This is a genomic window from Haliea sp., from assembly GCF_040222615.1.
Lineage (GTDB): Bacteria > Pseudomonadota > Gammaproteobacteria > Pseudomonadales > Halieaceae > Haliea.
This window is the reverse complement of sequence record NZ_JAVKCQ010000148.1, coordinates 1-12,494: the sequence shown is the minus strand read 5'-3', so window position 1 is coordinate 12,494 and position 12,494 is coordinate 1. Positions and strand designations below refer to the sequence as shown.

The window sequence follows — 12,494 nt, the reverse complement described above, 5'->3', positions numbered from 1 at the left end:
CCAGGCTTTCAGGCAGCTTGGCACTAGCTCAGCATGGAGGCTAAGCTATGGGAACACTGGCATTTGATTCACTGAAATTTGCCCGGCGTCTTAAAGACGCGGGGGTGCCCGAGTCCCAGGCGGAGGTGCAGGCGGAACTGATGGCGGAAGCGTTCGGGTTCTATGCGGATAATATCGTCACCAAGGAATATTTGGACTCTACCCTGTGCGCGGCGTTCGCGGAGCAGGACGCACGGCTCGACAAGCGGTTTCTTGACGTAGAGTCCACTTTGACCAGCCGCCTCAACGAGCAGGATATCAAGCTCGCCTCCATCGAGGCCACCATGAACGGCAACTTCCGGGTGCTGTCCGCGCTGATGGGCGTCACCCTGCTGGCAGTGGCGGTGCCGGCGATACAGAGTTTGCTGTGAGCGGCCGGTAATACCGGACACGTTTCCGCGGAGATTTCGACCGGATTTGATGCATGAAGCGGCAATTGCTTACCGTGCCGGCGTGCCCTGCTCAGAAAGCCGGATAACGATGCAACACGGCGTCATCCAGCGGCCAGTCGACGCAGTCCAGCAGGTCATCGGCGACCTGGGTGATCACCTCGCGCAGCTCCAGCGGTTCCAGCAGTTCCGCGGGAATGCCCTCCATGCCCCACTGCACGCCCAGCAGGTTGCCGGTAATGGCGCCGGTGGAATCGGAATCGCCACTGTGATTGACGGCAATCACCAGGGCTTCGTGAAAATCCGTCGCGACCAGCGCACAGTAGACGGAAATCGCCAGTGCCTCCTCCGCCACCCAGCCGCCGCCCATGCGGGCGATGGCTTCGTGGTAGGGAGTGTCGGTGGACGCCAGATCTGCCGCCTGGTCCAGGGCATTGATGGTCTCGTCGGCGTCCATGCGCTCGCTCAGGCAATCCAGCGTCACATCCAAAGCGTCGCTCATGTCGCCCCCGTCGCGCAGCACCGTCACCATGGCCGCCAGCGCGCCGCCTGCCAGCCAGCCCGTGGGATGGCCGTGGGTCAGGGCGGAGAACTCGCAGCCCAGGTCGAACGCCTCCTGCGGGGAGTCCGCAAACAGTCCCGCCGGAGCCACCCGCATCACCCCGCCGCAGCCCTTGCTGTCGTTCATGGCGGGTTCGCCCGGCACCCGGGTATTGCGCAGGGCCCCGAGGCAGGTATTGCCAGGCGCGCGGGCACTGTGCAGCGCGTCCACCCCATACAGCCAGCCCGCGTCCGGATGCAGCGGGTCCAGGTCGAACAGGTTTCGCTCCCCCTGGGTGAGCAGCCAGCGCTGGTAGGCCCAGGCGGTAACGCTGGTGTACTCGATCAGGCCGCTGTCGCGATAGCGCATCAGGCCACGGATCAGGCCCTCGGCGGTAAACAGGGTCATCTGGGTGTCGTCGGTGATGGCGCAGGGCAGGCCGTAGGCGGACGCATAGTGACGGATGCCCCCGGAACCGAAGCGCTTGAGGATGTTGTCGCGGGAGTGGAATTCCACCGCCGCGCCCAGCGCATCGCCCGCCGCGCCACCCAGCAGGCAGGCGCGAAAACGGCTGCGCAGGTCGGGCTCGGCGCTGGCTGAAAGGTCCATTTCCATAGGGGAATTTCCATTATTGTCAGATCGCCCAGCATAGCCAGAAACAGTGCGGGGAGACAGCACGGGTGAGGTTGACAGTCCAATCGTGTATGATGTCGGGTTGTTCGCCGGGTTTGCCATCACCACATCGCTGCAAACCTTTCACTTCGCCGACCATTGGAGGCGCACCATGGATAAAGATCCGCAAAAGGGTTATATCGCCCTGCTGGGCTGGAGCCTGAACGCTGTAGAAGCCGCAGAAAACTTTGACCGACGCTACGTCGTCGTCGCCCCCGACTGGGCAGAGGACTACTGCCAGAAACACGACATTCCCTATGTGTCCTGGAATTTCGAGCGACTGAATGACCGCTCCCTGGAGATCGCCGAAACCCTGAAGAAGATGGGCGTGAACGTCGCCGTGCCGCTGTACGAGGAAACAGTGGAGTGGGCCGGTGCCATCAATTCCGTGCTGCTGGACAACCCCCGCCTATACGGCCAGTCCCTGCTGCTGCGCGACAAGGCACTGATGAAGCGCCGCGCCCAGCTCGGTGGCATCCGCGTGGGCATTTTCGAGGAAGCCCACGACAAGGGTGACGTGATCCGCTTCCTGAAGCGTGTCAACCAGACCCTGCTGAAACTGGATGGTGACCCCAACGACCCCATTCACCTCAAAGCGTTCGACAAGGCGGGCTGCCTGGGCCACCGGGTGATCCGCACACCGGACGAGGTGGACTCGATCCCGGACGAGGAATTCCCGGTGCTGATGGAATCCCACCTGGACGGCTGGGAGTTCGCCGTCGAGGCCTGGATCCACGACGGCAAGATCGCCTTCCTCAACATCTCCGAGTACGTCACCCTGGGTTATTCCGTGTTCGTGCCCGCATCGCCGGACCTTGAAGCCTATCGGCCCCAGATCACGGCGCAGATCGAAAAGCTGATCAAGGCCTTTGACATCGACTTCGGCCTTATTCACCCCGAGTACTTCGTAACCAGTGACGGCGAGATGTATTTCGGCGAGGTCGCCTATCGCCCGCCGGGGTTCAAGGTGTTCGAGCTGCTGGAGCGGGTCTACGGCTTCAACGCCTACCAGGCCAGCATGCTGGTGTTCGACCCCAAAGCCACGCCGGAAGAAGTCGCGACGTTTTTCCCGCGGGAGATCGAGGACGCCGATGGCTACGCCGGCTGTTTCGGGGTCTACCCGCGCCGGCGGGTGGTCAGCAAGCTGGAAATCCCCGAGGAAGTGGAAGATCATCCCTACTTTGAGTCCCATGAGCTGACGCCTCCCCTGGAAGAGACCGTGACCAAACGCACCGCCTTCGGCACCCACTGGGGCCTGGTGTATTTCAAGGGCCCGGACTCCCACCAGCTGCGCGATCTGCTCAAGCACCAGGAAGATCTGGACTACTATGTCTAGCAAACGATGCTGCCGGCAGTGACGGCGGACGACGACAAGCTCAATGGCCTGCTGGAGAAACTGGACGAGGCCACCGCGCTGCTCGCCAAGGCGCGGGACTTCGCCAAACCGGGCAAACTGCCGCGGGTACTGGATACCGCGCGCCGCGTCATGCTGCACCCGCACGGATGCGCCGCCATGGCGCCGCGCGCCCGCGCGATCGAGGAAGCGGGGGTTTTTGCGGGTTCGGACTGGGCCTCGCCGCAGATCCTGGTCCCGGCCCTGACGCCCCACTCGCTGGGGAGCGCCGATGCCAACACGGTCGTTATCGAGGCCCTGTCGGAGCTGCGGCTGCTGGCGGTGGCGCATGGCGAATACCGGCATCCGCTGATTTCCGCGGAGCAGGCCCATCACTACCTGACCCAGGTGATCGCCATCAACCTGACCCTGCTGTTTGGCCCGGCAACGGAAGCCGAACGGGAAACCCAGGGCCGGCTCGCGCAGCTGCCGCGCAACCTGTTCCAGTACCTCACCGAGCGCATCGGCTACGAGCACGTGATCGACCAGCTGATCGAGGAGATCTGGCGTATCCTCGAACAGCGCCCGATCCAGGTCGATGCACTCAAGTCCATGATCACCCAGATTGCCACTTGCCAGGCGGACCCCAACATCGACCTCGGCGCCAGCGGCCAGGGCGCCAACCGCCTGGTCAGTGCCCTGTTCAGTCCCACCCGCGGCTGCCAGGAAGATCCCGGCATCGCCGCCTACCGGGAGCGCCTGGGGAGCATGGACCCCTCCGCCCTGCAGAGCGAGGCCACCGGCTTCGCCCGGGCCATGCACGACACCGGGCTGGTCTCGCCCTATCATCCGGTACTGCTGCGCTTCCTGCTGGACCATCGACCACCTGCTGACCGAGGCCCTGGGCCTGTCCGCTACCGGGCGCGACTGCCTGCTCTGCTACCGCGATCTGGTGCACGCCCTGATCCGCGCCTGCGTGCATCCACCCACGGCGCAGGCCACCTACGGCCTGGCGCTGCTGCTGGAGCGCGGCATCCTCTATCAGCCCTCGGTGGCGCCGGCGCTGCTGCGCCAGCTTGGCCTGCAGTTGTCAGGCTGGTCCCGGGCGCGACTGACACAGGCCTTCGGCGATGCCGTCTCGCCCCGGGCAAGACTGCTGGAAGGCGTGCTCTGCATGCTGGGGCAGCCGCTGGGCGTGGGCCAGGGCAACAACCCCACCTGCCAGTCGGCCCGGGCCCTGTCGATGTGGGCCTACAGCGACCCGGATTACCTGCTGCAGATGGTGGCCTGGGCGGCGCGGGATGACGAGATCATCATGCACTTCGAGGGCCAGCCGATTTCCTCGCAGGAGAGCGAGGGCGGTGTCGCCACCACCCTGCCCCTGGACCTGGACCCGGTTTCCCTGCTGGTGGTGCCACACCTGGACCGCATTTACGCGGAGATGGGGCGGCGCTGCGTCGACCGCGAGGGCGATCCCCACCGCTGGGTCAACCCCGAGTTCCACGGCTGGTGGTCGGGGCGCGGCTTTCGCATCAATGTCGATGTCGCCACCGGGCACCTGACGGACATGGACGCTTTCCTGCGCCACTTCTACGCCAGCTACCATCCCTATTACAATGGCGACCTGCCGCTGATCCACCCCCAGCCCGCCGGCATTGCGGTGACCGACAGCGCCGCCCGCTTCATCGGCTGGCACGCCATCACCCTGCTGCGGGTGAACATTGATCCGACGGACGTGATGCGGGCGTATTTCTACAATCCGAACAACGACAGCGGCCAGGACTGGGGCGACGGTATCCGGGTCAGCACCGCGGGCAACGGCGAGCGCTTCGGGGAGTCTTCCCTGCCCTTCGAGGAATTCGCCTCGCGCCTGTATATCTTCCACTACGACCCGCTGGAGCGGGGGGAGCTGGCACAGGTGGCGCAGGAAGAACTGGACCGGGTGATCGCCAGGATCCACCGCAGCTGGGGCGCGGACCGCATCCCGGCGACGGAACTCCAGGCCAGTGAGGGCCCGCATGTTTGAGCAGATGCTGCAGGACGATCTCAGCCTGCTGGCACTGCCGGTGTACCTCGCCGCAATCCTGCTGGAAGCCGGGTACTCGCGCCGCCATCACCTGCATCGCTACCGTCTGGGCGACACCCTCGCCTCCCTGTCCATGCTGGTGGCCTCCGCGGTGGTGGAACTGCTGCCGCGGCTGCTGGCGCTGGCCCTCTTCTTCCAACTCCATGAACTGAGCCCGCTCAGGGATGTGATCGGGCGCCAGTGGTGGGCCTGGCTGCTGCTGTTCCTGCTGGACGATTTCACCTACTACTGGTTCCACCGCGCCAACCACGAAGTGCGGCTGCTGTGGGCCGGCCACGTCAACCACCACTCCTCGCAGTACCTGAATTTCGGTACCGCCCTGCGCCAGGGCGTGGGCGAGCGGGTGCACAAGTTCCTGTTCTGGCTGTGGCTGCCGCTGCTGGGCTTTGACCCGGCGATGATTGTCACCGTCATCGGCATCAACCTGTTCTACCAGTTCTGGGTCCACACCCGGGCGGTGGGCAAGCTGCATCCCTGGATCGAGGCGGTGTTCAATACCCCCTCCCACCACCGGGTGCACCACGGCTCCAATGTGCGCTACCTGGACCGCAACCACGGCGGCGTGCTGATTGTCTGGGACCGGCTGTTCGGCACCTTCAGCGAGGAGCGGGACGACGAGCCCGTGGTCTACGGGCTCACCACCAATATTGACTCCGACAACCCCTGGACGGTGCTCAGCCACGAGTACCGCGCCATCGGCCGCGACCTGCGCCGCGCCACGACGTGGGGTGACCGCCTGCGCTACCTGCTGCTGGCCCCCGGCTGGTCCCACGACGGGCCGGACAAGCGGGCCTCGGTGCTGCGCCTCAACGCCGGGAATTAGCCGCACTGTCCAGCCAGCACAGGCTTCGGCTGTAGTGCAGGAAGCGCTCGACATAGGCCGGCGATATCTTCTGCAGGGTGGCCAGGGAGCGAATAACCAGGGCCTGGGGATTGAGCGGGCCCGGGTCCTCCGGCAGGGCCGCACGCAACGCGACCAGCTCCCGGTCAGCCGCCTGGCCCGCCTGCAAATCCAGAAACCGGATGGCGGCGAGCAGGTCGCCGCCGCCTTGCGCGGGGCTATCGCCCTCTGTTTCCACTGCACTGGCGCTGCCGAAGATAGCCCGTTCCTGGGCGCGCAATTCCGCCTCGAACTGCTGTCTGGGGGACAGTGGCTGTTGCGCCTCCCGCTCCCGCAGCAGTTGCCGGAGTCCGGCGAGGGCCTCCCGCGCGGGTAGCGCGGCAGCCGCTGGTGAAGCGGCCCGCTCGGTGTCGGCGCGCGTTGCGCCGCGTTCGAGTCCTGCGGCCATGGCCTCCAGCTGGTGTGCGGCGCGGGCACGGAGATGGCGCACCACGCCCGGCCGCTGCGTTTCGCAGCGCGCCAACAGCGTCCCGGCGAGCTGCGACCGGAGCGGATCTGTCCTGGCCGCGCCCGCCGCCAGCAGGCGCGCGTACTCTGCCCGCAGCGCCGCCAGCGCGGATACCGCCGCGGTCACCGGGGCGACTCCGTGGCCGCGCTTCTGGGCACCGGCGCCATTTCCACCCGCCGGTTCTGCGCCCGGCTGTCGGCATCGGTATTGGCCACCACCGGCTGCTGGTCGGCAAAGGCGGAGGCGAACACCAGCTCCCGCGGCATGCCCGCCTCGATCAGCGCCCGGGTTACAGTCAGGGCCCGCTGGGCGGAGAGTTCCCAGTTGTCGGCGAAGCGGTTGTTGCCCTGCTGGATCGGCAGGTCATCGGTAAAGCCGCTGACCATCAGCAACTCCTCCCGCGCCCCCAGCCAGGCCTTGAGCGGCTCCACCAGGGTGGCGATCAGCACCCTGCCCTCCTCCTGTAATTCGGCGGAGTTCAGCGCAAACAACAGCTGCCCGCTGATGCCGATACGGCCGTCGCGCAGGGTGATCCGGCCTTGGGCCAGCGGGTCCGACAGCGCCCGCTCCAGTTCCTCGCGCCGCGCCTGTTCACTCTGGCGCAGGGCCACCTCTTCTTCCAGCGAGCGCGACAGCTCGACCTGCAGGCCCAGTGTCCACACCAGCACCAGCACGAAGATACCCACCAGCGCGGACATCAGGTCGCCAAATACCGCCCACACCGGCGGCTGGTGAGCGCTCTCGTCATACTCACGCATGGCTGAGCTGCCGCAGCTGTTCAATGAGCTGCTGCTGGGCCAGCACGCTGTGGTCGATGACCTCCCGCGCCTGGGCGACGTAGTAGCCCATCTGCTCATCGCTGCGCTGGGCCGAGCTGCTGAGCGCGGCGTCCATCTGCGCCAGGGTGGCGCGCAGTTCGGTGCTGTTGTCCTGGAACTGCGCCATCGCCGCCCCCAGCGCCTCGCCGAGGCTGGACAGTTCGATAGCGCTGGCGGCGAAGTGGTCCGCGACCTCGGCCAGTCGGCTGGAGTCGGTCTCCACCCGGGTTTCGAACCGGGCGCTGGTGTCAGCCAGCAGGCGGCCGGCGTTTTCCATGAGGGCATCGGCGCTGGCGCGGTGCTGCCCAGCCTCCTCCCGCAGCGCCACCGCGGTGGTGGTGAGCTCTGCCAGCAGGCTGCGCTGTTGCTCCAGCAGCGCCAGCTCGCGCTGCGCTGCCGCCTCAGCCTCCGCCCGGATGCCGGTGACCGCTTGCCGCAGCTCCCCGGTAATGTCGGCCACCGCGGTGGCGAGGCCGGCCACGGTGGTATCGATCGCGGGCTCAAGCGTGCTGGCCGCCCACTCGCCATGGGCCGCGATGCTGTCCCGCAGACCCTGCTCCAGCGTTGCCACCAGCGCCGGCAGCTGCGCGGCCTGGGCGGCGATGCTGTCGCGCTGGCCCTGCTCTATTGCTGCCACCAGGGCCGGCAGTTGCGCGGCATGGGCCGCCTGGGCGGCGATACTGTCCCGAAAACCCTGCTCTATCGTTGCCACCAGCGCCGGCAGCTGCGCGGTCTGGGAGACAGCGTGCTCCAGCATCTGTTCCCGGTAGTGTGTGCGGGAGTGGCTCTTGAACACGGTGGCGGTCCTGTGCTCCAGCAGGCGCCCGGCGGCCAGGCGCTGGCGCCGGCTGAGGGTGGAAATAAAGCCCAGGGCGGCGGAGGCGCCGACCCCGGCCACCGAGGTGCCGAAGGCCATGCTCAGGCCCTTGATCGGTGCCGCGAGCCCGGCGCGGATCGCAGCCAGCTCGGTGCTACCCTCCAGGGCAGTGACGGTGCCCTGCAGCGTCGCCATCATGCCGACAAAGGTTCCCAGCAGGCCCAGCATGACCAGCAGCCCGGTCAGGTAAGGGGTCAGCAGGGGTGCGGGCAGCGCCACCGGCTCACCCTGGATGCGCAGGCTGACCGCGGTACGCAGGCTGGCGGGCAGCGTCCCCAGCCAGGAGCCCAGCTCAATGGCTGCGGATCCAGCCTCGCCCCCGGCGCCGGCGAGGGCCGCCTCCAGCGCCCCGGTGTCGCCCTGGTAACGCCAGAGCTCGGCATAGCCGATGGCGTAGAACACCCCAATGACCAGGGTCACCAGCAGCGCCAGCGGGCTGGTATGCACAAAGCCCGCACCCATCCAGGCGATCAGTGCGAGGCCCAGCAGGAATACCAGGGCGGAGAGGGTCTTGACCATCAGTTGCCTTCCGTATGTTCTTCAAGGGCCGCCAGCAAACCGAACACCGGTTGCAGGCGGGTATCCAGTTCCGCCAGCAGCAGTACCTGGAGCTGGGCCGCGGACACATCCTGCCGCCCGGCCACCAGGGCGGGAAGCCAGTTGCAGGCCTTCTCCAGCGGTTTGCTGAGTCCCTGGCCCAGGGTTTCATCCAGCGCCGCCAGCTGCGCCAGCGCCGGGGACGCGGCCCGCAGCTGCGCCCGCAGTTCCGCCCGCAGGCCGTGGATACGCAGCTCCATTTCCCGCTGCTGCTGGGCGTAGAAGCGCTGCCGGCGCGGGGTTCCGGCCGGGGATTCCAGGGCGCTGGAACCCCGCGGCTGCTCCGGGGCCTCGGCACTGTCCGGCCCGGCAGATGCCAGCCCAGCGGCAATCCTCTGCAGCAGCGCAGCGCGCACTGCCAGCACTGTGGCCCTGGCCGCAGCGGCCTGGTCCGGGTGCAGGGGCGGGACAGCGCTGTGCCGGGGCCGACCCAACAGCCCCGACAGGGCACCCGCGCCGTTGAGGTCCAGCGGCTGGCTCAGCCAGTCCAGCAGCCGCAGGCGGTCGCTGGCGACCGCGCGCGGCAGCAGCGGCGCCAGGGCGGCTTCGAGACGTTGCAGGGATTCAGTCATGGCCCAGGGGGTACCGGCAAAAGGCGCGCATCATACCACCGTGCGGAGGGCCGGATGAAGCGCTACCCGGCCCGCCGCCCCGGTGCCCGGGAACGGCAATCCTCACGCTCCGGTTGCCGCCTTGCCAGCCTGCCCGTTCTGGACTAGCTTCAAGTGATCACTACCTCCTGCCCTGGATAGTGATTCAACGATAGGGGAAAGTCAGCCATGACCGTTTCATGCTTGTTGCGCTACGCCCTGCCAGGATTGCTGCTGGCAGGCCTGGTCCAGGCCGCGGACCACGTCGAATCGCCCGCCGCCACCGCCGACCGCCCGGCGGATCTCGCGGACATATTTCTTTTTGACCCCGATGATACCAGCGGACGCCTGGTCGCCATGATCACCTACGGCGGCGGCTCGGCCGTCTCGGACCAGAACGACGCGGACTTCTATTGCGATCGCGATGTGCTCTACAGCTACTATATTGACCGTGATGACAATGGCGACGGCACCGCGTCAATTGCGCCGGATGTTCGCATCGATATCCGCATGGCAGAGCAGGAGGATGGCAGCTGCCGGGTGCGCCTGGACAACGTACCCGGGGCCGGCGGCGCCATCACCGGCACCGTTGCCGACGGCAACCGCCTGTTCCAGAGTGCGTCGGGGCTCAACGCCTTCGTGGGCCCGGTGGACGACCCGTTCTTTTTCGACGCCCAGGGTCTGGGACAGACTCTCAGCACTGGCAATGTCGCCTTCGACAGTAGCCGCGACGCCTTTGCCAACCGCAATCTGAGCGCAATCGCCTTCGAAATCGACACGGCCGCCCTCAGCAGCACCCAGACGGTATTCCGCGTCTGGGCTACCACTGCGCGCATCGTGGAGTGAACAATATGACCAGCAAAAGACTTGCCTGCCTCGGCCTGACCGCTCCGCTGCTGTTGATCACCGCCTGCTCCGACGGCGGCGGTTCGCGGCTGTTCGAACCACCGCCGCCCCCGCCCCCCGACACATTCATTGAGGTGCGCGCCAATGCCGCCAGCGACTACGCCAGGGTCGACCGCACCGGCCAGCCCGCGGTGGCGACCGCACTGCTGCGGCCGGGCGGCCAGCCGATTCGCGACGGGGTGCCCATCAACGGCGGTGCCACCAATGAGCGGGACTCACTCAACCAGGGTGACCCGGAAAACGATGGCGAATTTGCCGGTGCCTTCGTGGGCACGCTGATCGTACTCAACAATGCCCTCGCCGACGATCTCGACAGCCTGGGTCTGGCGCGCTGTTCCACCGGCGCACCCGGCAGCATCAACAGCGCCAGCCAGATCGCCAGCTGTATCGATGTCGCGGCACCGGTGGTCATTCCGGATGTCATCACCCTGAACATCAGCCAGCCCGGTGGCTGGCCCAACGGCCGTCATCCGGATGATCCGGTTGTGGACCGCCTGCTGGCGGCGGCGCTGCTGGACCTGAGTCCCGGCAGCGGGCAGGGACTCGACCTGTTCGCCGGCCTGCCGCTGAATCCGCCCGGCAATGATGCCCGCGCCGATGATCCCTCACCCCCCAACTTTCCCTACCTGCGAGACCCGATAGAGATGCCCTGACCTTGGCGCTCTCACGCATCGCCGCGGCGCTGGTGCTGCTGCTGGCCATTGCCCTGCCGGCGCAGGGATCTGATTACGCAGCACTGCGGGCCGGCCTCGAACAGCGCCTGGATGCACTGCAGCAGCGACTGCTGGACACCGGACACAACCGCGACCTCGCTCCCGCACGCGAGCTGTTCGAGGGCTGGCTCTATCACGCCAGGCTGACCGGGGATCACGGCTCCTGGCAGCGGGCGTCAGCGGCGCTGGATGAGCTGGAACAGCGCAGCCTGGCACTGCCGTGCGCTGAACAGGCGCAACTGGCACTGGCCACGCACCAGCCCGCAGGCGCCGCCGCCGCGCTGGAGCGCTGCCCGGATGTTGCCGCCGGCAAGCTGCAGGCGGATATCGATCTCTACCAGGGGCGCTACCCCGCGGCCGTGGCGCGCATGACCCGACTGCTCAACCGGGACCCGCTGCCGGAGTACTTTGCCTGGATGGCCAGCTGGCGGCTGTACAGCGGCTCGCCGCAGGAAGCCCACGCCCTGCTGGAGGCGGCGGAAAAGCGCTATCACAATCGCAATCCCCATCAGCACGCCTGGTTCAGGCTGCAGCGCGGTATCGTCGCCCTGGAACAAGGGGATCTGGAGCGGGCGCGCATCTTCTTTGAGCAATCGCTGGCGCAGCTGCCGGGTTGGTGGCTGGCGCAGGAACACCTGGCGGAGACGCTGCTGCTGCAGGGCGACAGCGCTGCGGCGGCGCTGCTCTACGACGAGGTGATCGCCAGCACCGGCGCCGGCGAGTTCCTCGCTGCCCGGGCAGGGATTGCCGGGTCAGCGGGCGATGAGGCGCTGGCAAGTGCGCTGCTGGCGCGAGCGCGAGCGGACTTTGATCAGCGTCCGGCAACGCTGGCGGGACACGCCGTGGAGTTCTTTCTGGAGCACGGCCCCCCCGAGCGCGCCCTGGCGCTGGCGCGCGCAGACTACGAGGCCAGGCCCTACGGGGGCAGCGCCACCCTGCTGGCCAGGGCGCTGCTGGCGGCCGGGGATGCCGCGGCGGCAGTGGCGGTGCTGCAGCCGGAGGTCGACAGGGGCTGGAATACCGCCGAGGCGCAGCGGGTGCTGGCGGAGGCCAGTGCTCGACTGGGCTCCCCGCACTCTGTATAGTACGCCACCTCTCGCGGCATATACCTCGCTCCACCCATCGTCCCCCAGGTACACCACAGTGATCAGTGCAGCAAACGTCACCATGCAATTTGGCGCCAAGCCCTTGTTCGAGAATATCTCCGTCAAATTCGGCGACGGCAACCGCTATGGCCTGATCGGGGCCAATGGCTGCGGCAAGTCGACTCTGATGAAGATCCTCGATGGCAGCCTGGCGCCAACCGCCGGCAACGTGTCGATCTCACCCAATGAGCGCATCGGCAAGCTGCACCAGGACCAGTTCGCCTTTGAGCAGTACTCGGTCATCGACACCGTGATCATGGGCCACGCCGAGCTGTGGGCGGTGAAGGAGGAGCGCGAGCGCATCTACGGCCTGCCGGAGATGTCGGACGAGGACGGCATGAAGGTCGCCGAGCTGGAGACCCAGTTCGCGGAGATGGACGGCTACACCGCCGAAAGCCGCGCCGGGGAGATCCTGCTCGGCGCCGGGATCGGCACCGAG

Annotated in this window: 14 protein-coding genes; 9 read left to right on the top strand and 5 right to left on the bottom strand. The window is 67.1% G+C overall.

Translation table 11 applies throughout. The features are described 5' to 3' along the window. Positions 1-47: 47 nt before the first annotated feature. A complete protein-coding gene (locus RJQ10_RS12085; RefSeq protein ID WP_350146907.1) occupies positions 48-410 on the top strand; it encodes a CCDC90 family protein in 363 nt (120 codons plus the stop codon). 91 nt (positions 411-501) lie between these two features. Here RJQ10_RS12085 and RJQ10_RS12080 read toward each other — a convergent pair whose 3' ends face one another. Further along, complete coding sequence (locus tag RJQ10_RS12080; RefSeq protein WP_350146905.1) at positions 502-1,584, bottom strand: ADP-ribosylglycohydrolase family protein; 1,083 nt, start codon at positions 1,582-1,584, stop codon at positions 502-504. A gap of 169 nt (positions 1,585-1,753) precedes the next feature. Here RJQ10_RS12080 and RJQ10_RS12075 point away from each other — a divergent pair, with 169 nt between their 5' ends. From RJQ10_RS12075 to RJQ10_RS12060, 4 genes are read left to right on the top strand one after another with little or no spacing between them, the layout of a single operon-like run. Next, on the top strand, positions 1,754-2,977 hold the full coding sequence (locus tag RJQ10_RS12075) for an ATP-grasp domain-containing protein (protein ID WP_350146903.1): 1,224 nt from the start codon (positions 1,754-1,756) through the stop codon (positions 2,975-2,977). An 18-nt stretch (positions 2,978-2,995) separates the two neighbouring features. After that, positions 2,996-4,279 (top strand): hypothetical protein, encoded by a 1,284-nt coding sequence (locus tag RJQ10_RS12070; RefSeq protein WP_350146901.1) that lies wholly within the window; start codon positions 2,996-2,998, stop codon positions 4,277-4,279. Further along, positions 4,218-5,000, top strand: a complete 783-nt coding sequence (locus RJQ10_RS12065) for a hypothetical protein (protein ID WP_350146899.1) — start codon at positions 4,218-4,220, stop codon at positions 4,998-5,000. The genes RJQ10_RS12070 and RJQ10_RS12065 overlap by 62 nt, the downstream gene beginning before the upstream one ends. Beyond that, positions 4,993-5,883, top strand: coding sequence for a sterol desaturase family protein (locus RJQ10_RS12060; RefSeq protein ID WP_350146897.1), 891 nt, complete (start codon positions 4,993-4,995; stop codon positions 5,881-5,883). The genes RJQ10_RS12065 and RJQ10_RS12060 overlap by 8 nt, the downstream gene beginning before the upstream one ends. Here the strand turns inward: RJQ10_RS12060 and RJQ10_RS12055 are convergent. The 4 genes from RJQ10_RS12055 to RJQ10_RS12040 are packed head-to-tail and all read right to left on the bottom strand — an operon-like array spanning position 5,867 to position 9,273. Then, positions 5,867-6,535 (bottom strand): DUF2894 domain-containing protein, encoded by a 669-nt coding sequence (locus tag RJQ10_RS12055; RefSeq protein WP_350146895.1) that lies wholly within the window; start codon positions 6,533-6,535, stop codon positions 5,867-5,869. The two genes, RJQ10_RS12060 and RJQ10_RS12055, sit on opposite strands and share 17 nt — an antisense overlap. After that, positions 6,532-7,167, bottom strand: coding sequence for an OmpA family protein (locus tag RJQ10_RS12050; protein ID WP_350146894.1), 636 nt, complete (start codon positions 7,165-7,167; stop codon positions 6,532-6,534). Before RJQ10_RS12050 ends, RJQ10_RS12055 begins: the two co-directional genes overlap by 4 nt. Beyond that, positions 7,160-8,623: a hypothetical protein gene (locus RJQ10_RS12045; RefSeq protein ID WP_350146892.1), complete on the bottom strand. Its 1,464-nt coding sequence runs from the start codon at positions 8,621-8,623 to the stop codon at positions 7,160-7,162. Before RJQ10_RS12045 ends, RJQ10_RS12050 begins: the two co-directional genes overlap by 8 nt. Continuing rightward, positions 8,623-9,273 (bottom strand): DUF3348 family protein, encoded by a 651-nt coding sequence (locus RJQ10_RS12040; protein WP_350146890.1) that lies wholly within the window; start codon positions 9,271-9,273, stop codon positions 8,623-8,625. The genes RJQ10_RS12045 and RJQ10_RS12040 overlap by 1 nt, the downstream gene beginning before the upstream one ends. 207 nt (positions 9,274-9,480) lie before the next feature. Between RJQ10_RS12040 and RJQ10_RS12035 the strand changes: the two genes are divergently transcribed. The 4 genes from RJQ10_RS12035 to RJQ10_RS12020 form a co-directional block, all read left to right on the top strand. Continuing rightward, entirely contained in the window at positions 9,481-10,137 is a 657-nt protein-coding gene (locus RJQ10_RS12035) for a DUF4331 family protein (RefSeq protein ID WP_350146888.1), read from the top strand. A 5-nt stretch (positions 10,138-10,142) separates the two neighbouring features. Next, positions 10,143-10,850 (top strand): hypothetical protein, encoded by a 708-nt coding sequence (locus RJQ10_RS12030; protein WP_350146886.1) that lies wholly within the window; start codon positions 10,143-10,145, stop codon positions 10,848-10,850. Between the two features lie 2 nt (positions 10,851-10,852). Then, the gene (locus RJQ10_RS12025; protein WP_350146885.1) at positions 10,853-11,995 is read left to right on the top strand and encodes a tetratricopeptide repeat protein; all 1,143 of its coding nucleotides are present in this window, start codon (positions 10,853-10,855) and stop codon (positions 11,993-11,995) included. Positions 11,996-12,053: 58 nt separating this feature from the next. Further along, positions 12,054-12,494, top strand: a 441-nt coding sequence (locus RJQ10_RS12020; protein ID WP_350146883.1) for an ATP-binding cassette domain-containing protein, incomplete at its 3' end; no start/stop codon positions are given.

Excerpts from the sequence above, each read along its gene's own strand:
- RJQ10_RS12040 (WP_350146890.1), bottom strand. The coding sequence starts at position 9,273 with ATGACTGAATCCCTGCAACGTCTCGAAGCCGCCCTGGCGCCGCTGCTG.
- RJQ10_RS12065 (WP_350146899.1), top strand. The coding sequence starts at position 4,218 with ATGTGGGCCTACAGCGACCCGGATTACCTGCTGCAGATGGTGGCCTGG.
- RJQ10_RS12085 (WP_350146907.1), top strand. The coding sequence starts at position 48 with ATGGGAACACTGGCATTTGATTCACTGAAATTTGCCCGGCGTCTTAAA.
- RJQ10_RS12050 (WP_350146894.1), bottom strand. The coding sequence starts at position 7,167 with ATGCGTGAGTATGACGAGAGCGCTCACCAGCCGCCGGTGTGGGCGGTA.
- RJQ10_RS12045 (WP_350146892.1), bottom strand. The coding sequence starts at position 8,623 with ATGGTCAAGACCCTCTCCGCCCTGGTATTCCTGCTGGGCCTCGCACTG.
- RJQ10_RS12080 (WP_350146905.1), bottom strand. The coding sequence starts at position 1,584 with ATGGAAATGGACCTTTCAGCCAGCGCCGAGCCCGACCTGCGCAGCCGT.
- RJQ10_RS12075 (WP_350146903.1), top strand. The coding sequence starts at position 1,754 with ATGGATAAAGATCCGCAAAAGGGTTATATCGCCCTGCTGGGCTGGAGC.
- RJQ10_RS12060 (WP_350146897.1), top strand. The coding sequence starts at position 4,993 with ATGTTTGAGCAGATGCTGCAGGACGATCTCAGCCTGCTGGCACTGCCG.
- RJQ10_RS12035 (WP_350146888.1), top strand. The coding sequence starts at position 9,481 with ATGACCGTTTCATGCTTGTTGCGCTACGCCCTGCCAGGATTGCTGCTG.
- RJQ10_RS12030 (WP_350146886.1), top strand. The coding sequence starts at position 10,143 with ATGACCAGCAAAAGACTTGCCTGCCTCGGCCTGACCGCTCCGCTGCTG.